Raw genomic sequence first — 22286 nt, 5'->3', positions numbered from 1 at the left:
ACGAAGCTGGAGAAGTCAGAGGTACAAGATAAAGGCAAATGAACAAACCCACAGCAAAATCACGGTTTGCAGAAAAGTGTCGCGAAGCAAGACCTTGGTGGGCGATTCGCTTTTTTCATGGACGATCGTCAACTGTAGATAGCGCAGAATCCCCAACGTGACAAACAGTGATGTGTAGAACGATTCTTCACCGAGTCGTTGGGTGACGGACGGTGACACCGTATATAGGATATAAGAAATAATAACCGTGGCAGCCAAGATTGCCATGGCAATGGTAACGAAGCTTAGATTATAGCCGTTGAGGTTTTTTCGTACTTCCACGGATGTGGATTCCATGATTCTCACATCGTCGTACCTTTTTGAAATGGCCAGGAAACAAGCCAAGAGGAATGTCATAATAATAATCCATGACGAGAGCTCAATATCACCGGCAACGCCACCGATAAGTACGCGTAAAACGAACCCTATGGCAATTAGGGTTACGTCAAGTAAAGCGATATGCTTGAGCGAGACGGAATAAAGGAAATTTTGAAAAAGGTACAATCCTATAAGTGTAAAGATCCAAGGATTCGCTCCGGAAAACGCAATAATAGAGGTTCCTGCTAACAATAGAAAAATGATTAGCGCAACACCTTCCTTTCGGTTGATAGCTCCTGAAGCTAATGGTCTTTTCTTTTTTTCCGGATGAAGTTTGTCAACGTTGATATCGCAAAGATCATTGAAAACATACACAGCGCTAGCGATAAGGCTGAAACCCAATGCACAAAGAGTTGTAGTAATCAGCTTTTGGGAATCCAAGACCTGAGCGCTGAAAAATAGCGGGAGAAATATAAAAGTGTTTTTGATCCATTGGTGAACTCGTGTCAGTAGGATTAACTGGATAGTTTTTTCCTTCATCCTATAGATTGATGTTTGTTTATTGTTATCTCTAAGGTTAGATAAAAGACATTTGAACGAGTGAAAAAGTTGATTTCTAAATCGATAAATTCATACAAATAGTAAAATATTTTGATTTATTGAGTTTGCAGTGAATTTGGCGTGGGTTTTCTAAGAGGTTTGAAGGGAGATAAATGGAGAACGCCCTCTTTTTTTGGAAGAAACAGAAGGAGGTATGTAAGGCAATTTTTCAAAACCAGAAGTTAACGAAGGTGTTGGGCCTTCTGAAAAGCCAAACCCAGATGTTCCGTAATATCCGATGCGATCAATGATTCGTAGCTTTGTTTACGTTCCGTAGCTATGTCGGCCGCAAGGCCGTGGAGGTAAACTCCCAAAACCGCCGATTCTTCGGCGGAATAATTTTGCGAGCGCAATCCGGTAATGATTCCCGTGAGCGTGTCGCCACTGCCGGCGGTGGCCATGCCGGGGTTTCCGGTACCGTTGAAGCGGACACGTCCGTCGGGTGTGGCTATGGCTGAAAACGCTCCTTTCAAAACTATGACGGATTTTGTCCAAGCGGATAGTTCGCGGAGTTTTTCCAAGCGTTGGAACCCGTCACGGCTTTCGCCCACCAATCTCCTGAATTCACCCAAATGTGGCGTGAGTATGGAGCCTTCCGGGATTTTGTCTATCCAGTCGCGCATTGCGATGATATTTAATGCGTCGGCATCCAGAATCAGTGGGGCGGGGGAAATGCGCAAAAGTTCGCCGATCATGTTCTGCGTATCGAGAGCCGTGCCTATACCAGGACCTACGGCTATTGCGCTCTTTTTCGAAAGGTCAGGCAGGGAGCTGAGAAATTCTTTTTCCGAGTCCAGATCGCACATGGCTTCGGGTACGGAAAACTGCAACGTGTCAACGCATTTTTCCGGGCATCGGACAGTGAGCAGTCCTGCGCCCGTTCGCAAACAAGCCTTTGCGGATAGGACGGCCGCGCCCGCTTTGCCAAAAGCCCCGGCGATTAGCGTTGCATGGCCGTAGTCGCCTTTATAGGCGAAATGTTCGCGTGGGCGAAGAACCTTGCGGATGTCCTTTGCCTCTGTTAGGGTATAAGGTGTTTTTTCCTTTTCGATAAATTCCGGATGTAGACCGATTTCTGCCACAAGCCATTTTCCAGTGAATTTTGAGTTTTCGGGAAGTAAGAAACCCAGCTTAGGAAATTGGAAACTGATGGTATAGGTAGCTTTTACGGCTACGCTTTCAGTTGGGGCATCGCAACAAAACCCCGTGGGGACGTCTATGGCTATGGTATCGGTTGCGTTTTCGTTAATCTCTTCGGCGATCTCAAGGTAACGCCCTTCAAGTGGGCGGTTTAGGCCCGACCCTAACAGTGCGTCGATAGTGATTTCTTCAGGGGATACCTTCAATTCTGTGGCGAAACGGATTTTTTCGAGTGGGATTTCTTTCGGAAGGCGTTCCAGATTCTTATTGAAATCGTCAGTGCTATTTTCGGAGATAATTTGGCTTAACCGAATTCGGTACGCTTGCGCAAAAAGTAAACGCGCCACGGCTAAACCGTCGCCGCCGTTATTGCCTTGCCCACAAATTATGTGTACGGTTCTGTCTTTTTTGGGAAATAACCGTACAAATTCACGGGTAAAGGCCGTGGAGGCCCGCTCCATTAAGGCTAAGGAAGCGATAGGCTCATTTTTTATCGTGAAGGCGTCAGCTTCCCTAATTTGTTTTGCGTTTAGGATTTTCATTAGCCGGAGGAGTTTTTTCGGTAAGGGAAATTAACCTTTTTACTTTTCTTTTGCTCGGTTAATCCGTCGCTATAAGCTAAAACCATCTACACTTTGCCTTGGTTAAGGCCTTGGAATCATTCCGTTGAGGTTTTAAATATTGAGAAAATAAAAAGAGTGATGCGAGTAAAGTGGGGAATGTTTGTATTGGCGGCTATGGTTTTCGGCCTGGCCTCGTGTTCTGATGACGAGATTGATGTAAGGAATTCCGATGCGTCGGGAACTCTTTATATGCGGGTAATGGATGCTGAGGGAACCGTGGCTACTTCGGGTGATATCACATTGTGGACTTATGAAGCTGGTGATACCCCCAAGTCATTGGGTAAAAAAGTGATTGATGACGATGGAATCGTTTATTTCGGAGCGCTTTTGGCCGGCACTTACGTGGCGAATATTAGAACGACAATAAACGAAAAGGATTACGAGTTTGAGGCGGCGGTTCAAGTGATCGGAGACAAAAGAAATTCGATTTATATAAACGCTGAAGATTTCACGGGGGATGTGAACGTGGCGTTTACTTCGGGAGGAAAGCCGTTGTTGGCTTCGGACCTGGCGGTAACGGTGGCGTTGGTCCCAAAAACGCCGGACAATTTCGTGTTGCAAAACGATCTTCACGCACTTTGGGAGCGGAAGGTTTATAGCGGTGACTTGGAAGACGGTAAAGCGGTTTGTGAGGATCTGCCAACTGGGTATTACTATTTACTCTATAAAATCCCGCTGACAGGTGACGTTTACATGTATAAGGGAGATGGCGAGGAATTCGAGGCTAGAATGGCTGATCATGCGTCACACGGTGTTGTACATGTCGATAAAGGAAAAACGCTGACGGTTTTGATGGATATTGATCCGGTTTGGTATAAACTGGTAAGCGGGTGGGAACTTCTTACGGCCAGCGACAACCCAACGGGTGATGACCGTACGAATGTTTTTCCGTTCAAAGAAGTTCATCTAATGCCGGATGGAAACGTGAAGTTACTGAATCGTTTGGACAAGATGGTGGACGCTACTTGGCGGTATGAAGACGGTGAGCTGAATATAGCCGAAAGCGATGGACCGTGGTATATTCAGGCTTTTGAAGTGGATAACACGACTTGGAATCTGACACACGTAACCAAAAATCCGGATCTTGGGCCGTTTTTCGATGTGACTTTTTCCCGTATGGAGAATGAGTGATCGAAATTCAGACACGTAATTTATTAAGATCTCTGACCATTCTTGTTTCCTTTTGCATGAAGGTGAAGCGGAACGGTCAGAGATCTTTTTATTATGGCTTGAGAGCGGATTTTACTTTTTTCGCTTCTTCGATAATGGCTTATAATCCATAGGCAAAAGCACTGCAATTTTCATCTCTGCCCAATCCCTATTGCAGACCAACAAATGCCCTTTAGCCACTTGGCCGTTTGACAGAACAGGAAGTTTTTCCGTAGTTATTTTCATAACATCCGATTCTCGCATCGATTCTTTTCCCGGGTTGTGCAACACAAGGATTTTCCCATTGAAAAAAATCTCTTTGTTTTCGTCTATAAGTGAATCTGCGGGCAAAAGATCGCGTACTATTGTAGTATGGAATTTTGGCAGGCGGTTCATTCTTTTCCAATATCGCAAGGAGTCCATTATTGGGGTTGAAATCATGATTTTTTTTCCATTGGATGTATTAGAACGAATTTGGGCTCTGAATTTTTTAAGATTTTTATTGATCAAGCTTTGTTGGGGCCTGTGTGGATTTGGGAATTCGAGTATTCGGCGGACCGCAAAATTAGAAGCGTTGAGCTGGTCGTGATATAAGGATCGATAAAAATGTAGGCGCGAGCCGAAGTAAGCGAACCGTCTCTTTTTGTCCGCTCTTCTTCGCGCGCCTTTCGGCTTACCGTCAGTCTGGTCCATAAAGCGGGTGAAATATCGCATTTGGTTCCGCTGTTTGGCAAAGAATACCTTGAAATCCACCAAGTGTATGTAGATGTCGTAGCGCAGGGCTTTGTTGCGGATATGGAGGGATGAGTCGGCCCAGGCTTCGAACACTCTAGTCCTATGGTTCATATCGAAATGTAAAACCTTTGGATTGAGAATCTCGCATTGGTCCACGAACGGAGTCCCCGGAGAGCCGATAAAATAGTTCTTGAAAATGGCGTAATGCTTTTCCCATTGGCTGAGATCCTCTTCCACAACGACTGTATTGAGCATTCGCGTATCGGGGTGGAGCTTTATTCGTAACTCGATCTTTTCGGGAGTTTCAATTGAAAAAGCCTGCGTTTTGTATCCGACAGAACTAACGACGAGCGTAAAAGGTCCGGGACCTGTCTCGAACTGGAAACGTCCGTCGGGCGTTGTGCCCGTACCGACTGTTGTGTTGTCGATAAAAACGTTTGCGAAAGGCACAGGCTCTTGGGTATTGGCGTCAAGGACAATTCCTTTGAGGCTTTGGGCGCTGAGGCCGAAACAAAAAGAAAGGCAAGCGAGTGCGATGAATAATGCTTTCCTATTCATGAGGTTACTGATTTTGTGAAAAAGTGACCGTTGTGCGGAGTGTGTTTGCTAGGATGACAATTGAAAAATAAATTCGTAACAAAAAACAGCGAAAATCTCAATCGGGCAAATCCGAAAAGCGTTCGTTGCGCATCTCGTCGAGCTTTTTTGTCTCTTGATCGAATTTCGTGGCGTAACGGTCCAGATTTTCCTTTTCCATAAAATTGATACAGGCTTCGAAAGATTGTAATGTGGAATCGTTTATGCCCTCGATTGTCCTGATTTTTTCAATATGTTGACGCCAAATTTTTGCGCAACGCACTTTATCTTTCGGGCGTAAGCTCTTGATGTTAAAATGGAAAGGCCTTTCGAGGGTGTTGAGCTTAATGTCATTGATTCCGATAAGTCCCCGTTCGAACCAATCGAGGTGGAAGGCGGGAAGTTGGGCCATATTCAGAACGCTTACTGTAGGCGCGATAAAAAAATCAGCCAGTGGTAATTCCCTTTTCAAAACCTCGCGGTTGCGTAAAGCCCTATCCCAATCCAGACCTTTTCTGATGTATTCGCCTCGTGTTCCCGACGCGTCTAAACTTGCGCCGATGCTAACATTTTTAAACTGTTTCCAGAGCGGGATAAAGGACTTCTTTCTAAACTCCAGCGTACTGAGGTTAGTGTTGTAGCGCAAGCGAGTTTTGGTAAAGCATTTCTCTAAAAGCCAATTAATTAGTAAGGAATGGCCTTCGGAAATAAGCGGTTCTCCTCCGGCGAAAAAGATCTCTTCGGGGACTATTCCGGTTTTTTCGAGTTGGGAAATAAAAAGCTCAGTGTTTTCGATATTATGGATTACGGCGCTGTCGGAGGCGGTGCGTTTGAGCTGTTTGGCTTCGTCGTACCACGATGAGCTGTAGCCGTGCCAACAAGTACGGCAACGGAGATTGCAAAGGTTGGAAAACCGGATGTCAAGATAAGCCGGTTTGATGTCGGTGGAGCCGTCCGGTTGGGTTTTGTCGAAAATCTCCGGCAGTTTTTCGGCGAATTTCCTTAGTGTTTCCGTGCGGTCGCTTTCTTGCCCGGTTTCCTCCCTCCGGTAGCAGGTAGAGCAACGGTTGTCGGGCTGAAGAGCGAGCATTTTCTTACGGAAATTCCGGATGCTCTCACCGTCCAGAATTTCCGTTAGGCTGTTATCGTTGATATTTCCGAAAGGAATAACGGCGTTGCAACAGGCCTGCGCCCGCCCGTGGTAGCTGACGTGGAGATGAAGCCACGGCATTGGACAGAATGGAGTCTGGAGCGCCTGTTCTAAGTCCATCATTCGGTTTTGCGGATTCTTAGCGGAGCGTGTTCAGTAGCGTCATGCACTTGGCTTCCGTTTCCTTCCACTCTTTTTCAGGGTCGGAGTCTTGCGTTACGCCGGCGCCGGCAAAGAGCATGGCCTTGTCGGCGAGCACTTTCATACAGCGCAGGTTTACGTACGCGGCCGTGACGCCCGAAATATTGGAAGGGCCGAGGTATCCGCTGAAAAATTCCCGGTCATGTTTTTCGTGAAGTTCGATAAACTCAGTGGCCGGCTTTTTGGGCATTCCGCACACCGCCGAAGTGGGATGCAGAAGTTCGAGCATCTGGTGAGCGACTTCCGGTTGTCCTACCGCATGGGTGTCTACCCTGAATTCGGTGCGCAGATGCGTTAGCCCTCCGGCCCGGACAGTCTTCGGACCATGTTCCTCGAATTCCCGCAGGCGGATTTTCTTGAAGCAATTAATGATGTAACGACTGACAAGCGCTTGTTCTTCGATTTCTTTTTGTCGCCAAGCGATTTCGGCCAGCGGCACTTCGGGGTCGGCTACTTGGGTGCCCGCCAAAGCCATTGTCCTGAAGATTCCTTCCTCATCTTGTCGTACTAGAATCTCTGGCGTGGCGCAAAACCATGTTCCGACTTCGGGAAGGGAACAAACGCAAACGAAAGCGCTGGGATATTTCTCGCAAGCCTTGAGGAATGTATGGAACAGATCGAAGTTATCCGGCAAAGTCTCGTGCTTCATTTTCGAAGGCACCACTTTCTCGAATTTCCCGCTTTCGATAGCCATTACGGCGTCGGTTACCATTTTTTTGTAATCCGATTCCTGTGTCGGGGTGGATGTTTCTTGCCCTTCGGATAAGTGATAGTGCAAGGCTTCCTCAGGAGCTTTGGTATGTTCTTCGAAAATTTGATCCAGCAAGTCTTCGCTATGAGATCCGTCGCCGTTTTGGCTAAGGTATAGGTCCGCTTTGATGAAAAATCCGTCGGAGTTTTGGCTAAAAGGGCTTATGGCAAAGCCTTTTTCCCTGTTTCTAACCTGATCGGTAAGCCTGTCTTTTTTGTCGGAAAAATCCGCTACGGCCTGAATGTTATCCGATTTAGGCTCTCGCCAAAAAGCGAATGCTTTTCCCGTCTGGGTGGCCCAAGCGGCCATTTTTTTTATTTGGCCAAAGAAAAAGGCCTGCTGGTTGTCCGTATACGCTCTCGTCTCTAAGCCTTTGCTCATCCCTGCTGTTTTTTGTCCAACACCGCCACTGTCAACCTGCTTACGCACACGAGTTTTCCTTCCTCGTTTTCGATTTTAATGTCCCACACCTGCGATTTTGATCCCAAGTGTAATGGACGCGCCGTTCCGTAGACGTACCCTTCGACCACCGGACGAATATGGTTGGCGTTGATTTCCATTCCCACGCAATATTGTTTGCGGTAATCCACGACCATATTGGCGGCCACGCTACCCAGGCTTTCGGCCAAAACCACTGACGCCCCGCCGTGCAACACGCCGTGTGGCTGGTGGGTGGTCGGGTTTACGGGCATTTTGCCTTTCAGAAAATCTTCGCCCATTTCGGTGTATTCGATTTTCAGATGTTGGACCAGCGTGTCTTTGCTGGTGGCGTTCATTATCTCCAGCGTGGCATTTTTGTTGAAAATGGACATCTTCGTTCGGGGTGTGTTTGTGCGAGTGTACGATTTCTATATACTTCCGCCAACCGAAACAATACGGATACCGCAGTTGCTTCAGGGGCGATTAACGGCTATTTTCGTAAATTTGACGGGAAACAAATGTAGCAAAAAAAATTGGAGAGTAAGAAAATATACTTGGTGCGACACGGTCAGACGGATCTGAACACCAAAGGCGTAATGCAAGGTAGCGGCGTGGACGCGGATTTGAACGAGACAGGCAAAAAGCAAGCGGAGACGTTTTTTGAAAGGCATAAAAACGTTCCTTTTGACAAAGTGTACGTCTCGGCGCTTAAGCGGACCGCGCAGACAGTGGCTTCGTTTGTTGAGAACGGGGTGCCTATGGAAAGGTTGGCTGGGCTAAACGAGATTTCTTGGGGGATAATCGAAGGCAAAGTTCCGTCACCGGAGGAAAGGCAGACGCATGAGAGCACGCTCAAAGCGTGGGCTGGGGGCGATTATGAACGCGCTATGCCCGAGGGCGAATCGCCTTTGGATGTGGTGAAGCGCCAACAAGAGGCAATGGAGCGGATTATGGAAAATGTCGAAGAGAAAAACGTTTTGGTTTGTCTTCACGGCCGTGCGCTAAAGATTCTGTTGACGTGGTTGACCGGTGGAAGCCTAAGCGAGATGGAGCGCTTTACGCACACGAATTTGAGCTTGTATATTTTGGAATACGTTGGCGGGACGTTCCGGATTTTGGAGCATGACCAGCGGGTATAATCTTCACTTAGACAGTGGAAGTCTCTCGGTCTAGACAACGGTACTGGATGGCTTCGGCCAAGTGTTCGACCCGGATTTCCGGGCTTCCGGCCAAATCGGCTATGGTTCTCGCCAGTTTCAGGATACGGTCATAGGCCCGGGCCGAGAAGCCGAGCTTGTTCATGGCGGCTTTCATTAACGCTATGCCGCTTTGGTCCACTTTGCAGTGGTCTTTGATCTGGCGTGGGCCCATCATGGCGTTGGAGTGGATTCCGGTTAGGCTGTCGAAGCGTTCGTTCTGGATTTCCCTGGCCGAAATTACCCGTTGCCTGATGACTTCGCTTGGTTCGGCTTTTTGGGCCGATGTCATTTCGTCGAAAGAAACCGGAGAAACTTCCAGGTGCATATCGATTCGGTCCAGCAGAGGCCCGCTGATTTTGCTCATCGCTTTCATCACGGTTTCGTGGTTCCAGAATGAGTCGTCCTTGCCCTGAAATCCTTTGGTGGAAGGGTTCATGCTGGCGACCAGCATAAAGTTTGACGGGAAATCGACGGAGATTCGGGCCCGCGAGATGGTTACTTCCCGGTTTTCCAGCGGTTGGCGCATTACTTCCAAAGTGGAGCGCTTGAACTCCGTAAGTTCATCAAGGAAAAGAACCCCGTTGTGGGCCAAGGAGATTTCGCCGGGTTGGGGCACGCTTCCGCCTCCTACCAAGGCCACGTCGCTGATAGTATGGTGCGGAGCCCTGAACGGTCTGGTAGCCACCAAAGTAGATTGCTTTCCAAGTTTTCCGGCTACGGAATGTATCTTGGTTGTTTCGAGGGCTTCACTAAGGCTTAGCGGTGGTAGGATGGAGGGCAGGCGTTGCGCCAGCATAGTTTTTCCGGCGCCGGGAGGGCCGATCATCAATACGTTGTGGCTTCCGGCCGCGGCTATTTCCAACGCCCTTTTGATGTTGTCCTGACCTTTTACGTCGGCGAAGTCCAGCTCGAAATTTCCGGATTCGTATTCGAAAATCTCTCGGGTGTCTTTGGTGGTAGGCTCGATGATTTTTGTGCCTTCCAAGTGGTCGATAGCGTCCGAGATGTTTTTTACGCCGATCACTTCCAGATTGTTGACGATCGCTGCTTCGGAGGCGTTATCTTCCGGAAGGATAAAGCCTTTGAACCCTTGCTTGCGGGCTTCGATGGCTATGGGCAGTACGCCTTTGACCGGGCGCAAAGCGCCGTCAAGCGCCAATTCGCCCATGATCATATACTTTTCGATGTCTGCGTTGAGTTGGCCGGAGGCGTTCATGATTGCCAAGGCGATGGGAAGGTCATAGGAAGATCCCTCTTTGCGGAGGTCGGCGGGAGCCATATTTACCACCACCCTGTTGCGGGGCATGTAATGGCCGTTATATTTCAGAGCGGATTCTACCCGTTGTTGGCTTTCCTTTACGGCGCTGTCCGGCAGGCCGACCATGTAGAATTCGGTACCCTGCCCGACACTGACTTCAACGGTGATGACAACGGCGTTGACTCCGTAAACGGCTGCTCCGAAAGTTTTTGATAGCATAATGGAGAGATGAGGTAAGGACGCTTTAGTTTTGTTATGATGCTGTAGCTTCCTTCAATTTCTCTTCCATTTCGGCCAAATCGGCCTGTAGCTTTTCTATTTCTTTGTCTTTTTCTTCTAGTGAGCGGTTTTGGGCCCTGTCGTTGGTGATAAAAAGCGCAATAGTACCGGTATAGATGAAAAGGCTGATGACTGTTCCTATTTGAAACGCCTGAAGGTTATCCAGGATCAGGAAAAAAATATCGGAGATGTCCCAAGACAAGTAAACCGCAACGCCTTGGGTCAGCAGTCCGACGATCGCTAAAACAAGTCTGATTTTCTTCATAAAGTAACTTCAGGTCAAATTCAACCCCGGATTCACTCCCGGAAAGAGGTGGAACATCGTCAGCGGAACCTTCGAACGATCCTAAGAGAAAGATTCCGAGCGTCAAAAATAATTAAAAAATCAACTTTTCGGGCTTTAGAAATGACTTTTTCGGGATGTGGTTAATGAAAGTTTCTATTTATGTTTTAGAAATCAAGGGAAGTGAACAGCCCGAACAAGGTCCTTTGCCCGGGCTGTGTTAGGTTCTTTTAGAGACTTTGCATAGCGATAAGCTTGCTGTAAACTCCGTTTTTCGCCATCAGTTCGTCATGAGTTCCCTCTTCGGCGATTTGGCCGTTTTGAACTACCGCAATCTTGTCGGCGTGTTGTACCGTGCTCAGCCTGTGGGCGATAACGATAGCGGTTCTGTTCTTCATCAAATTATTCAAAGCGTTCTGTACCAGCTTTTCCGATTCGGAATCCAAAGCGGAAGTGGCTTCGTCCAGAATCAGGATGTCCGGATTTTTGAGTACCGCCCTCGCGATGCTGAGGCGTTGGCGTTGTCCGCCGGAAAGTTTGGAGCCCCTTTCGCCGATCATTGTCCGGTATCCGTCCTCAAGACCTTCTATGAATTCGTGGGCGTTGGCAATTTTCGCCGCCTTTTCCACTTCTTCTTGGGTCGTGTTCTGAATTCCGAAACTGATATTGTTGTAAACGGTGTCGTTGAACAGGATCGACTCTTGGGTAACGATTCCCATATGGTTGCGCAGGGAATCCGTTTCGTAAGCGGTAAGCGGAAGCCCGTCGATTTTCACACTCCCGTCTACCGGATCGTAAAATCTAGGGACCAAATCGGCGAGAGTGGATTTTCCTCCGCCCGAAGGGCCGACCAAAGCCAGTGTTTGGCCTTTCCCCACTTTGAGGTTGATGTTTCTCAAAACAAGATCGTCAGTGTAGGCAAAGCTGATGTTATCGAATTCCACACTGTTGTTAAACGCTTCCAATTTGATAGCTCCCTCCTTGTCCTTGACCTTCGGGTCAGAGTCCACTACTTCGAAGATCCTTTCGGCCGCCGCGATTCCGCGCTGAATATTGGTCATGGATTTCGAGATGTTTTTGGCGGGAGTGAGGATTTGGGAGAATATGGCGATAAAGGTGATGAAGCTATCGCCGGACAATCCGACTTCCTGTTCGGTAAGGATGATCTTTCCTCCGTAAAGAACAATACCAATGATAATCACGATGCCTAGAAATTCAGACAAGGGGCTTGCTAACTCACGTCTACGTGCGATGCTGATCGTAAGGCGTTTGAATCTTCGGGTTTCCCTAGCGAATTTTTCAAGGATGAATGATGTGGCGTTGAAAGCCTTAATCACTCTCATGCCAGATAAAGCTTCTTCTAGGATGACAGTCACTTTTCCCGCAGACTCCTGACTCTTTTTAGCTTTTTTCTTTAGGCGTTTGGCTATACTGGCAATCAATCCTCCGGATAAAGGAAGAACGAGAAGGGCCAGAATCGTCAGCTTTGGAGAAATAGCGATTAATGCTCCAAAATAAGAGATAATCAGGATTGGCTCGCGGAAGATAACGGTCATGGAACTGACAATGGTAGAGTTGACTTGAACCATATCATTAGTCATTCTTGACATTATATCGCCTTTCCGCTCATTGGTGAAGAAGCCCAACTCTAAGGCGTTGATCTTTCCAAAGGTTGCGTTTTGGAGGTTGTAATGAGTCGAGGCGCTAATCTTGGCCAGAATAAGATCCGAAAGATAACGGAATAGCGATGATAACATCGCCGACGCAAACAAGATAACGCATACAAATTCAAGGGCTTCCAAAGGTCCCTGTTTTATATAAGGCGTGAAGTAATAGTTGAACAGGTCTGAGAAATATTGTCCTGGGGAATTTATGTCGAAAGTTGGTTCGGTAACAATGTCAGCGCTGACCTTATCAGGTGTGAAAAGCAATTTGAGCACAGGCATCAAAAGCGCAAGCCTTCCTAGGCTGAATACGGAGTATAAAATTGAGAAAAAGAGATATTGTGGGACGCGGGTCCCCAGGGGCTTGGCAAAGCCCAGTACTCTTAAGTAGGTGTTCATCTATCGGTGTTTAAGACAAAATCCAATTTTGGGGCAATTTACCGAAAAAAAACGGTTTGGGACATGCGGGCGGGTATTTGGAGCGGTCTAAAGTCGTTTTGGTGTGGTACTGGTAGAAAAAATAAGCGTATTCGAACAAATGTGCATACTTGACTTGTTTCGCCTTGTTATTTTCTTCGATTATCTCCTATATTCTCTCAAGTGTTGTTGGAAAGCGATAGCTGTTTTTAGCACTCGGTAGGCTTTTCTTCATAATGTAGAATTTTGTTTGAAAATGTGACCGCTACCTTGTTGTTGTGTTTTTTTTATTAAAAAATACACTAAGAAAGGTTCGGGTGAGCGACTAAGAAGCTCTTGCCGATGTGTTTATGGCCCTAGTAAGAGTTTTCTTCAGTTGGCGTTGAAAGAGGAAGAGTGCGTTATCGCTTAAAAGCTGTTCGGAGGTCTTTGTGTGGGAAGGCGTCGAACGGAAGAGAGAGTACCTAAGGTCGTTTTTTATCGCTGGTAGCGTGTGATCTGGGTTTCGCATCCGGACCGGTATGTCCGGATGTTGAGAGGATGTGCATTGATAATATGTTTGGAGATGGTAAAAGTTTATGAGAGTGCTGTTCTTGTGATCGAGTATGATAAGGAACATTCTAGTTTGACCTGCGTTTGGAGCGGGTTTGCGAGTGAAAAAGCTTACAAGGAAGGGATTGAGGCTCAGTCCAGGCTGGTGAAAGAACTGGGCGTGGTGTCTATAATGGTTGACGCCAGAAAACAAGGCGTGTTGCCTTTCCGGTACGCTGAGTTTTCCGATAAAGCGGTGGACGAAATGATCGAGTCGGATTTGAGGTATATCGTGTATGTTTTGCCTGAGAATGTATTCTCGCGACAAGCAATCCTTGATTACAAGGCTCGAAATGAAGGGGAGCGCTTGGTTTTTCGCTGTTTTGACAGTTATGAGCAAGCTAAGCGCTGGCGTTATCAGTTGTTTTCGCTGAGTTGAATCCTTTGTCGTTCATTTTAATTCGGGTGCGAAACCTATTCGTTCATTTTGAGTGAGGAAAAGCTGGGTTCGTGCAAGGCTTCGCATCCGAAACTTAGAGTCTTATTTCCATTTTTGTTTTAGTATATTTTTAGTGTACTTGCGAGCTTGTGTGTGTATGACTAGCTTTTTTAATGAAAAAGATATCGATTGTAGTTCCCGTTTACAATGAGGTGAACACTGTTCGTGGCGTGTTGGAGCGACTGAGAGATATTCCGCTAAATGGAGTGTCAAGACAAATTATAGTGGTGAATGATGCGTCCAGTGATGGCACTGATGGTGTGATCTCAAAGTTTTTGGCCGATAACCCCGAGCTGGATTGTGTGTATGAGACGCATGATAAGAATAAGGGGAAGGGGGCGGCGTTGCATACCGGAATCGCTTCGGCTACAGGAGATTTTTTGATTGTGCAAGACGCTGACTTGGAGTATGATCCGGAGGAAATCAATATACTGTTGAAGCCAATGCTGAAAGGTGTTGCCGATGTGGTCTACGGTTCGCGTTTTGTGGGAGGAAATCCGCATAGGATGCTTTTCTTTTGGCATTCGAGAGGTAACAAGATGCTGACTTTCCTTTCCAATATGTTTACGAACCTGAATCTGACGGATATGGAAACGTGTTACAAGCTGTTCCGCACGCCTTTGATTCAGTCGTTGAAGTTGAAGGAAAGGCGTTTTGGTTTCGAACCTGAGGTGACGGCGAAAATTTCCAGAATACCGAACGTGAGAATCTACGAAGTGGGCATATCCTACTATGGGCGGACGTATGCGGAAGGTAAAAAGATCAACTGGAAAGACGGTTTTCGGGCTATTTACTGTATTCTGAAATATAACCTTTGGAGTAAATGACATTTCGTTGGGGCGCTCCTGTGGTTCTCCTGTTGTTGTCGGTACTTTTCGCTGTTTTGGTGATTGATGGCGGGCACAATTGGGGAGGCGATTTCGCGCTATATATAATGCAGGCGGAAGCTTTGCTCGATGGTAGTACGGAGGTGTTGAGGGAAGTGAACGGCTTCAGTATGCGGGCTTCCGATTTTCCGAACGGACCGGATCTATATCCCATTGGTTTGCCTTTGATGCTGTTGCCAGTGGTGGCGTCCTTTGGTCGGGATTATCTGATGATGAAAGTTGTGCTTGTTCTGTCTATGTTTTTCTCAGGTTGGGCAACGTATAAGTTGTTTGAAAAACGAGTAGAGCGGAAGGTCTGGGCCTTTCTGGTTGCGGTGTTGGTTGCGTTTAATTTTAACACCTTATATATGGTGGACGTGATTAACTCGGATATTCCGTTTGTTGCGGTCAGTTTGTGGGCGTTGTTTCTGGCGGATAGATATGGTCAATCGGAGAGTGTGTTTAGGCAGGTGTTGCTTGGGGTGGTCATCGGCTTTTCGTTTTTATTGCGAGTAAACGGGGTGTTGCTGTTGGGGGCGTTAGGTTTGTCTCGGTTATTGCTGGATTTCTCTTCCATCCTTAAATTCCGAAAATATATAAAAGCGAACTGGAAGGCGTTGATCCCGTTGGTTGTGTTTGTGGGCGTGTTTTTGGTGAATGCTGTTTTCTATGGAAGTGGTGGCGGATCTTATAAGTCGCTGTTGGATGAAGTGACGTTAGGGCAAGTGTTTTCCAATGTTTGGTACTATGCCACCTTGCCTGGAGACGTGATAATGCCTTCTCAAGTACCGGTTTTGGGGCGAGAGCTTGTCGCCGTTTCGCTGTTATTTTTTGTGTTGCTGGGGATGTGGGGACGATTCCGAAAAGATTCGCTTTTCCTCCTGTATATTGCGATGACGTTGTTGTTATACATCATTTGGCCGTCTCGACAAGGTGTTCGGTTTGTTTTGCCGATTACGCCGTTCTATTTTTATTACTTGTTTGTGGGCCTGAATAGGCTTTTTTCTCAAAAGTATGCGAGGATGTCTTTTGCTGGGTTTGTCTTGGTGAGTTGCGTGTTCTCAACCGCATATACAGGGAACGCTTTTTTTAACAAGAATAGCGATAAAATCGGCCGAGCAGAATCTGTTGAGATTTTCGAATATGTAAAAAACAATACGGCTAAGGAAGACAGAGTTGTTTTCGAAAAGCCGAGGGTGATGTATATGCTGACCGGAAGGCAAGCGGTTCGGTATATGAATCCGAATGAAAGTGTGATGAGAGAACTTGGCGCAAAACTTTATGTTGTGGAAGGGCGACGCGCAGACGCTTCCGATTTGCGGGTGGTTTTCAGTAATGACGTATTTACTGTTTACGGAATACCGGAACAACTGGCCACGGTAAAAGAGCTATAACGGACTCACCACAGAGTCTTTATGTATAAGGTATTCCCGCTTGTTGTTTTGATCGACGCAGAGGACGTTTGTTCTTCTGAGTTGTTTCTTTTGAAAAGGGCGTCCTCTGAAGCTGAAGAGGGCGCCCTCTTTTATATCGTTAAGTTTTGCGTAGCTGTTGATCTCTTGGGTTGATTTCAGTTTTGTTTCGTTCTCTTCGCTTATTGGCTCGATAGGAGCGTGCAATGTGAAAAGATAGCTTTTCCCGTTTTGCACATTCCTGCAGAGGGCCTTGGTGCGTCGAGTTTCCATTTTTTCGAATACGCTACTTTCGTATCGAAACAGTTTTCCTGTTTCTATATCCCTTACGGTTGTGCTTGGGCCTTCCGGATTGTGTTTTGACAATGCGTAGCTTAATGCGTGATCGGAATGTGTTGACGCCTTGGGATTCAACATATAGTTGGTAAGCGGGCGCAGGATGTCAATCGGGAATGTCTCTTTGTTTAATAACGGGAGCATCAACTCTTGGAACGCCGATTTCCATTCTTTTCCATGTGGTTTGATGAGTCTGTTACCAAAAGCCTTTTTGACTTTAAGGTGGGCGCATTCATGAATGAAAGTGATAAGAAATGCGAATGGGTTAAGGTCTCCATTGATAGTTATGGTATGGGAGCTGTCTCGTGGGTCGTAGCGGTAATCGCCTGATTTGGTGAGGCGTTTTCGTGTTATTTTGAAATTGAAGGGGTTGTCCGAAAAAAACTGGACGCAGTAGTCCACGGAGGGTTGCGGTACGTGTGCGTTTAGTAGTTCTCTTAGTTGATTCTCCATTGCTGTTTATGTTCTTGAAGCAATATAGCAAGATAAATGATGGGAACCTTGTGTGATTATCTATGCGGGGTGGTCTTGGTTTGGCGATTTTATAGGTTGTGTTTTTTGCTTGACTAGTTTGTTTGAATTCAACCGAAAGGGGATGTCCAATTGCATTAAATTAGTTTTTTGAATTGTTTTTAACGCCTTGTTTTTCCTGGGTTGCAGAGGTGGTGGGTAGTCGTTTTTTTGTTGTCATTCCTTCTTTTTAAGGTGTGTTTTCCTTGGTTTTCGACTTCCGCTCGATGTGAAATTGATATGTAATTCACGGTAATGTTGATTTTAATTTCGAAAAACGGGTAAAAAATTACCAAAAGCATATTTAGTATTATGTTTGGGTTAAAAAAATATATACAAATAGAAATATGATTAGAAATATTCATTAAATATGCTGTTAAGTATCATAATTTTTAATTACTAGATGCATTTAAATCTATTTAATGATAAATAAAATTGTTATAGTTATGAAAAAATGTAGAATAATTGATTGTTTTTGAGTCGGATGTCCGCTTTTTATATTGATAGGTGGGCATATTTTGAAATAAGATTCTAAATTGCGCCTTCGTTCATGATTTTTCACATTCATTTATGGGTACTGACATATTGTTGGCTCTACAGAAGCTTCCGATCACGGGCTTTTTGAAGGGTGGTTTCGAGACTGCGTAAGTTGAAAATGACATTACCTGTAAAGCAATAACACATAAATATAGTATGAATAAAAAGGTACTTCTATTGAGTTTGATTCTGACCTTGTTTTCAAGCTTTGCTTGGGCGCAGGGGAAGACGGTCACAGGTACTGTGATTAGTGAAGAGGATGGGGAGCCGATACCTGGCGTAAACGTTCAGGTAAAAGGCAAGACTGCAGGTACTATCACTGACTTTGAGGGTCAATATACGGTAGTTGTTTCTGATGGAGATATCCTGACATTCAGTTTTATTGGTTTGGCGACTCAGGAGGTTGAGATTGGAAACCGTTCGAAGATAGATGTTACGATGTCTGCTGACCTGAAAAAGCTTGACGAGGTAATCGTTACGGCGATCGGTATCAAGCGTGAAGAGCGTAGTCTTGGTTATTCGGCCACGGCCGTGAAGAGCGAAGCCCTTACCGAAGCTGCGCCTCAAGATGTAATGTCGGCATTGAAAGGTAAAGTGGCCGGTCTGCAGATCAGCAGTGCGGGTGGGGCCCCTGGTTCGTCAAGTAACGTACTTTTGCGTGGTATGTCTACTATCACAGGCTCAAACCAGCCGTTGTATGTAGTGGACGGTGTGCCGATGTATAACGGTACAAGCGGTGCGTCAAGTGATTTGAACGCCGGTGTGGACTTCGCAAACGGTGCGAATGCGGTAAACCCTAACGACGTTGCTTCGGTGACGGTTCTGAAAGGTTCTTCGGCCACAGCGCTTTACGGATCCAGAGGAGCGAATGGAGTTATCTTGATAACCACCAAAAACGGTAAGACAGGCGACCGCAAAAAGGCTCAGATTAGCTTCAATTCGTCGGTGCAGTTTAGCAACCCGTTGAAATTTCCTGAGTATCAGAAAAAATATGGCCAAGGTTGGCAAGGACACGCGGCGCCGGATGAGAACACCTCTTGGGGTGACGCTTACGACGGAAAGCCTCGCGTTTGGGGTAACGTTGTAGATAACGAGCAACGCGTGAAGCCTTACGAGTTCGTGGAAGACAATGTGAAAGATTTCTACGAGACAGGTACAACTTACAGCAACTCACTCTCATTGGGTGCTGGCGATGACGAGATGAACTACTACTTCTCGTACGGTAATGTAAACGCTGACGGAACATACCCTACGGATGTGGATTCGTACGTGCGTCACAACTTCTCGCTTCGTGGTGGAGCTAAATTGACTGAAAAACTCTCTGTTCGTGGTTCTTTCAACTATGTGAAAACAGAGCAAAGCGTGGTTTCAAGCGGACAGGGAACGTCTGTTCTTAACGGCTTGTGGCAGATTCCAGCGGATATTCCGATTTCGGAACTCAAAGACTACAATAACAAGTTCAACGATTTGGAAGGCTATTTCACTCCTTACGGACTGTTGAACCCGTATTTTGTGTTGGATAATTTCGGAAACGAACTGGACGCCAACCGTTACTTCGGAAACTTCCAGTTCGAATACGCTATTAAGGATAACCTTCGCCTTAGCTGGAAAGTGGGTACGGATATCTCAGAACGTAAAGTCAGACGTTGGTCTCCAAAGCTTGAGATTGCTGGCCCGAACTCAGGACAGAACTCGCCAGGTAGCTATTCGGAAAGCCGTTACAGAGACAGTGAGCTGAACAGTGACCTTCTTTTGACTTACAATAAGAATTTCGGGGATGATTTCGAATTCACAGGTATTGTTGGCTGGAATATGAACCAGCGCGAGACGGACGGGATTACTTCTTCGATCACGAACTTGAGTATTCCGGGTTTTTACCATTTGTCGAACTCTGGTGACGCTCCTGAAGTAACACAAACAAGTAGTAAAATCAGGTCAGCCGGTGTTTTCGCCAGTGCGGATTTGGGATATAAGGATATCCTCTTCATGAGTTTGACTGGCCGTCAGGATTGGTCTTCTACTTTGCCTTCTAGCAACAACACATTCTTCTACCCTGGCGTGAACCTCGGATTCGTATTCTCTGATGCGTTTGGAATCTCTGACTACGTGGATTACGGTAAAATTCGTATGGGTTGGGCCAGAACGGGTAACGCCGCTCCGGCTTATCGTACCCTCACCACATTTACTCAGGCTAGCCACGATAACGGATTCACTGAGTTGACTTACCCTTGGAATGGTCTTAACGGCTACTCTCTCAGCAATAGGGCTGGAAATGAGGATTTGAAAAACGAAATGACGACTGAGTGGGAACTCGGTGCCGATTTGAGATTCTTCGACAACCGTTTGGGAATTGATTTCACTTACTATAATAAAGTAATCGAGGACTTGATTCTTGACAGATTGTTGCCTGCCACTTCTGGTTATACCGTAAGAACGGAGAACACTGCTACGGTAAGAAACAAAGGCGTGGAGATCTTGGTCACAGCGACTCCTGTCGAGACGGATAACTTCCGTTGGGAAACTTCTGTGAACTTTGCGAAGAACAATAACGAAGTGGAGAAGCTTTCGGGCGAGAGCGACGAGCAGAGCATTGGCGGACTTTCTTCTTTGAGTTTTATCGCCAAAGTGGGGCAGCCATTGGGCTTGTACAAAGGTATCGGACCGAAAAGGACTAAGGACGGAAAAGTAATTGTTGACGCTAGCACAGGCCGTCCGATTAAGAGTAGCGAACCTGAGATTTTGGGTAGCTCGCAGGTGGACTTCACAATGGGGTGGACTAACAGGTTCAGCTATAAGAACTTCACTTTGGGTGCGACTGTCGATATGAGCAGAGGCGGTGTAATGTACTCGCGTACTAAGGACATCATGTTGTTTACCGGTAATGGTGAAGTGACAGGAGATCGCGAGAACTACATTGTGCCAAACTCAGTGTATCTTGATTCCGAGACAGGTGAGTATGTTGAAAACGATATTGCCTTGTCTCATGACGGTAATAATCTCCAGAAGTATTGGAGTGAGGGAGGTGTTGACTTGGCCGGAGGAGGCCTTATCGACAAGGATTTCATTAAGTTGAGGGAAGTTAGCCTCACGTACACATTGCCTCAGAGTTTGCTGTCGAAGACGCCGTTTAACTCGTTGCAATTGTCGGCGGTTGGTCGTGATTTGTTCTTGATCACTGCGGACGGTAACGTGTATTCGGATCCGGAGCAATCTACGTTCGGTGCGGGTAGTGATATCTTGAGAATGTACGGTGACTACGGAGCCCAGCTTTCAAACCGTTCGTACGGATTTAGCCTCAAGGCTACATTCTAATTGTCTCCCTCAGTAAAAACCAAAAGGATGAAGAAAGTAATAAAATCTATATTCACTGCGGTGTTGGCCTTTGGACTGACATCATGCGGGTCAGATTATTTTGATATTAACCAAGATCCGGACGTTCCCAGCGATTCTTATCCAAACCTGACTTTGCCTCCGGCTATGTCGGCCACGGCGTTTGTGACAGGTGGGAACTACCAGATTTTGGGCGGTATCTGGTCGCAGCATTGGACACAAGCTCCAGAAGCTCGCCAGTATCAGAGTATCGAGGAGTACCAAATTACTACTCAGGACTTCAACCGTGAGTGGAGAGAGTTGTATGCGGCCGCTCTTCAGGATTATGCTTGGGTTGCAGAAAAATCGGAGGAGACCGGCCAGCTGGAATATTACCTCATATCAAAGGTTATGCAGGCTTACACTTTCCAAGTGTTGACCGACTTTTACGGGGATGTGCCGTTTTCGGAAGCTTTGAAAGGATCTTCGGGAACCGATTGGCCAAAATTTGATAAGTCTACGGATATCTACGACGGTTTGATTCCGTTGATTGATGATGCTGTAGCGAAGTACAAAGACGGAGTGTCGAAAGGTGGCAAGCCATCGAAAGACGATATCGTTTTTGGCGGGAACATGGACAATTGGTTGCGATTTGCCAATACGCTGAAGCTGAAAATCTATATGCGTCAGATCCATGCTCGTCCTGATGTGGCAAAGGCAGGAATCTCGAAGCTTTTTGCTGATGGGGCACAGTTTTTGGCGAGTGACGCTGAGATTACCCACTTTATCGATCAGGCGAAGAAGAGAAACCCAGTTTATGAAAGGGAGATTTCGGCCGCTGGACACGGTAATGTTAACTTGGTTGCCAGTGCCACGGTAGTTAATGAGTTGCTTGCAAACTCAGACCCGAGAATTGACTTCTTCTTTACAAAAAGTAAGAACGAAGGTGTTCATATCGGATTGGAGCAAGGGGATTTTGAGCGTAAAGGATTAAAGAGAGATGGGTTTTCTAGGGTGAACCTTAAACCTACGTCTCCTGTAGTGTTTATCAGTGCCGCCGAGTCGGCTTTCTTGCAGGCCGAAGCGGCTATTCGTTTTCCTGACGTAGTTTCAGGTGTTACGGCTAAAGGGGCTTACGAAGCTGGAGTTAAAGCGTCTTTTGCCGATTGTGGCTTTGCCGCGTCAGCGGACGGTTTCTTGGCTGCTGACGGAGCGTACGCTTATCCGGAATCCGGTACCGACGAGGAAAAGATCGAAGCTGTGGTTACGCAGAAATGGCTTGCGGCTACAAATAGCCGTGGCGCTGAGTCGCACTTCGACTTTTTGAGAACGGGTTACCCTAAAGCGTTTACCGTATCTAAAATCTCTGTTATAGGTGACCAGTTCCCGCAACGTTTGCCTTATCCGGACAATGAGATCCAGGCTAACCCGAACACTCCACCTGTTAAGTTGGTGACTGATAAAATCTGGTGGGCCAAGTAATT

Annotated in this window: 17 protein-coding genes; 7 read left to right on the top strand and 10 right to left on the bottom strand. The window is 46.6% G+C overall.

Annotation, left to right across the window (positions count from 1 at the left end; translation table 11 throughout):
• Positions 1 to 15: 15 nt before the first annotated feature.
• On the bottom strand, positions 16 to 897 hold the full coding sequence (locus AABK39_RS13815) for a decaprenyl-phosphate phosphoribosyltransferase (RefSeq protein WP_338391926.1): 882 nt from the start codon (positions 895 to 897) through the stop codon (positions 16 to 18).
• A gap of 242 nt (positions 898 to 1139) precedes the next feature.
• On the bottom strand, positions 1140 to 2639 hold the full coding sequence (locus tag AABK39_RS13810; protein WP_338391925.1) for an NAD(P)H-hydrate dehydratase: 1500 nt from the start codon (positions 2637 to 2639) through the stop codon (positions 1140 to 1142).
• Positions 2640 to 2798: 159 nt separating this feature from the next.
• Between AABK39_RS13810 and AABK39_RS13805 the strand changes: the two genes are divergently transcribed.
• Positions 2799 to 3851 carry a hypothetical protein gene (locus tag AABK39_RS13805; RefSeq protein ID WP_338391924.1) on the top strand — a complete coding sequence of 351 codons (1053 nt, stop codon included), beginning with the start codon at positions 2799 to 2801 and terminating at the stop codon, positions 3849 to 3851.
• A gap of 111 nt (positions 3852 to 3962) precedes the next feature.
• On the opposite strand, the gene AABK39_RS13800 is transcribed toward AABK39_RS13805, so the two are convergent.
• The 4 genes from AABK39_RS13800 to AABK39_RS13785 form a co-directional block, all read right to left on the bottom strand.
• Complete coding sequence (locus AABK39_RS13800; protein ID WP_338391923.1) at positions 3963 to 5162, bottom strand: carboxypeptidase-like regulatory domain-containing protein; 1200 nt, start codon at positions 5160 to 5162, stop codon at positions 3963 to 3965.
• Between the two features lie 97 nt (positions 5163 to 5259).
• Positions 5260 to 6453: a twitch domain-containing radical SAM protein gene (locus AABK39_RS13795; RefSeq protein ID WP_338391922.1), complete on the bottom strand. Its 1194-nt coding sequence runs from the start codon at positions 6451 to 6453 to the stop codon at positions 5260 to 5262.
• A 16-nt stretch (positions 6454 to 6469) separates the two neighbouring features.
• Complete coding sequence (locus AABK39_RS13790; RefSeq protein WP_338391921.1) at positions 6470 to 7663, bottom strand: chorismate-binding protein; 1194 nt, start codon at positions 7661 to 7663, stop codon at positions 6470 to 6472.
• Entirely contained in the window at positions 7660 to 8094 is a 435-nt protein-coding gene (locus AABK39_RS13785) for a hotdog fold thioesterase (RefSeq protein WP_338391920.1), read from the bottom strand. The genes AABK39_RS13790 and AABK39_RS13785 overlap by 4 nt, the downstream gene beginning before the upstream one ends.
• 141 nt (positions 8095 to 8235) lie before the next feature.
• Between AABK39_RS13785 and AABK39_RS13780 the strand changes: the two genes are divergently transcribed.
• A complete protein-coding gene (locus AABK39_RS13780; RefSeq protein WP_338391919.1) occupies positions 8236 to 8841 on the top strand; it encodes a histidine phosphatase family protein in 606 nt (201 codons plus the stop codon).
• Between the two features lie 7 nt (positions 8842 to 8848).
• Here AABK39_RS13780 and AABK39_RS13775 read toward each other — a convergent pair whose 3' ends face one another.
• The 3 genes from AABK39_RS13775 to AABK39_RS13765 all read right to left on the bottom strand — a co-directional run bounded on the left by AABK39_RS13775 (position 8849) and on the right by AABK39_RS13765 (position 12784).
• Positions 8849 to 10378, bottom strand: a complete 1530-nt coding sequence (locus tag AABK39_RS13775) for a YifB family Mg chelatase-like AAA ATPase (protein ID WP_338391918.1) — start codon at positions 10376 to 10378, stop codon at positions 8849 to 8851.
• Positions 10379 to 10412: 34 nt separating this feature from the next.
• Positions 10413 to 10703, bottom strand: coding sequence for a hypothetical protein (locus AABK39_RS13770; RefSeq protein WP_338391917.1), 291 nt, complete (start codon positions 10701 to 10703; stop codon positions 10413 to 10415).
• A gap of 248 nt (positions 10704 to 10951) precedes the next feature.
• On the bottom strand, positions 10952 to 12784 hold the full coding sequence (locus tag AABK39_RS13765) for an ABC transporter ATP-binding protein (RefSeq protein ID WP_338391916.1): 1833 nt from the start codon (positions 12782 to 12784) through the stop codon (positions 10952 to 10954).
• A 583-nt stretch (positions 12785 to 13367) separates the two neighbouring features.
• Here AABK39_RS13765 and AABK39_RS13760 point away from each other — a divergent pair.
• The 3 genes from AABK39_RS13760 (at position 13368) to AABK39_RS13750 (ending at position 16092) form a co-directional block, all read left to right on the top strand.
• The gene (locus AABK39_RS13760; RefSeq protein WP_338391915.1) at positions 13368 to 13772 is read left to right on the top strand and encodes a hypothetical protein; all 405 of its coding nucleotides are present in this window, start codon (positions 13368 to 13370) and stop codon (positions 13770 to 13772) included.
• Between the two features lie 173 nt (positions 13773 to 13945).
• A complete protein-coding gene (locus AABK39_RS13755) occupies positions 13946 to 14659 on the top strand; it encodes a glycosyltransferase family 2 protein (RefSeq protein WP_338391914.1) in 714 nt (237 codons plus the stop codon).
• On the top strand, positions 14656 to 16092 hold the full coding sequence (locus tag AABK39_RS13750) for a hypothetical protein (RefSeq protein ID WP_338391913.1): 1437 nt from the start codon (positions 14656 to 14658) through the stop codon (positions 16090 to 16092). The genes AABK39_RS13755 and AABK39_RS13750 overlap by 4 nt, the downstream gene beginning before the upstream one ends.
• Here the strand turns inward: AABK39_RS13750 and AABK39_RS13745 are convergent.
• A complete protein-coding gene (locus tag AABK39_RS13745; protein WP_338391912.1) occupies positions 16087 to 16899 on the bottom strand; it encodes a transcription elongation protein SprT in 813 nt (270 codons plus the stop codon). The genes AABK39_RS13750 and AABK39_RS13745 overlap by 6 nt on opposite strands.
• A 750-nt stretch (positions 16900 to 17649) precedes the next feature.
• On the opposite strand from AABK39_RS13745, the gene AABK39_RS13740 reads away from it, so the two are divergent.
• Together AABK39_RS13740 and AABK39_RS13735 are read left to right on the top strand one after the other, a co-directional pair.
• Complete coding sequence (locus AABK39_RS13740) at positions 17650 to 20805, top strand: SusC/RagA family TonB-linked outer membrane protein (RefSeq protein WP_338391911.1); 3156 nt, start codon at positions 17650 to 17652, stop codon at positions 20803 to 20805.
• A 27-nt stretch (positions 20806 to 20832) separates the two neighbouring features.
• Positions 20833 to 22284 carry a SusD/RagB family nutrient-binding outer membrane lipoprotein gene (locus AABK39_RS13735; protein WP_338391910.1) on the top strand — a complete coding sequence of 484 codons (1452 nt, stop codon included), beginning with the start codon at positions 20833 to 20835 and terminating at the stop codon, positions 22282 to 22284.
• Positions 22285 to 22286 lie beyond the last annotated feature (2 nt).

This window comes from Fulvitalea axinellae, from assembly GCF_036492835.1.
Taxonomy (GTDB): domain Bacteria; phylum Bacteroidota; class Bacteroidia; order Cytophagales; family Cyclobacteriaceae; genus Fulvitalea; species Fulvitalea axinellae.
Note: the sequence above shows the minus strand (reverse complement) of the source record. Positions and strands in the feature narration are given on the sequence as shown.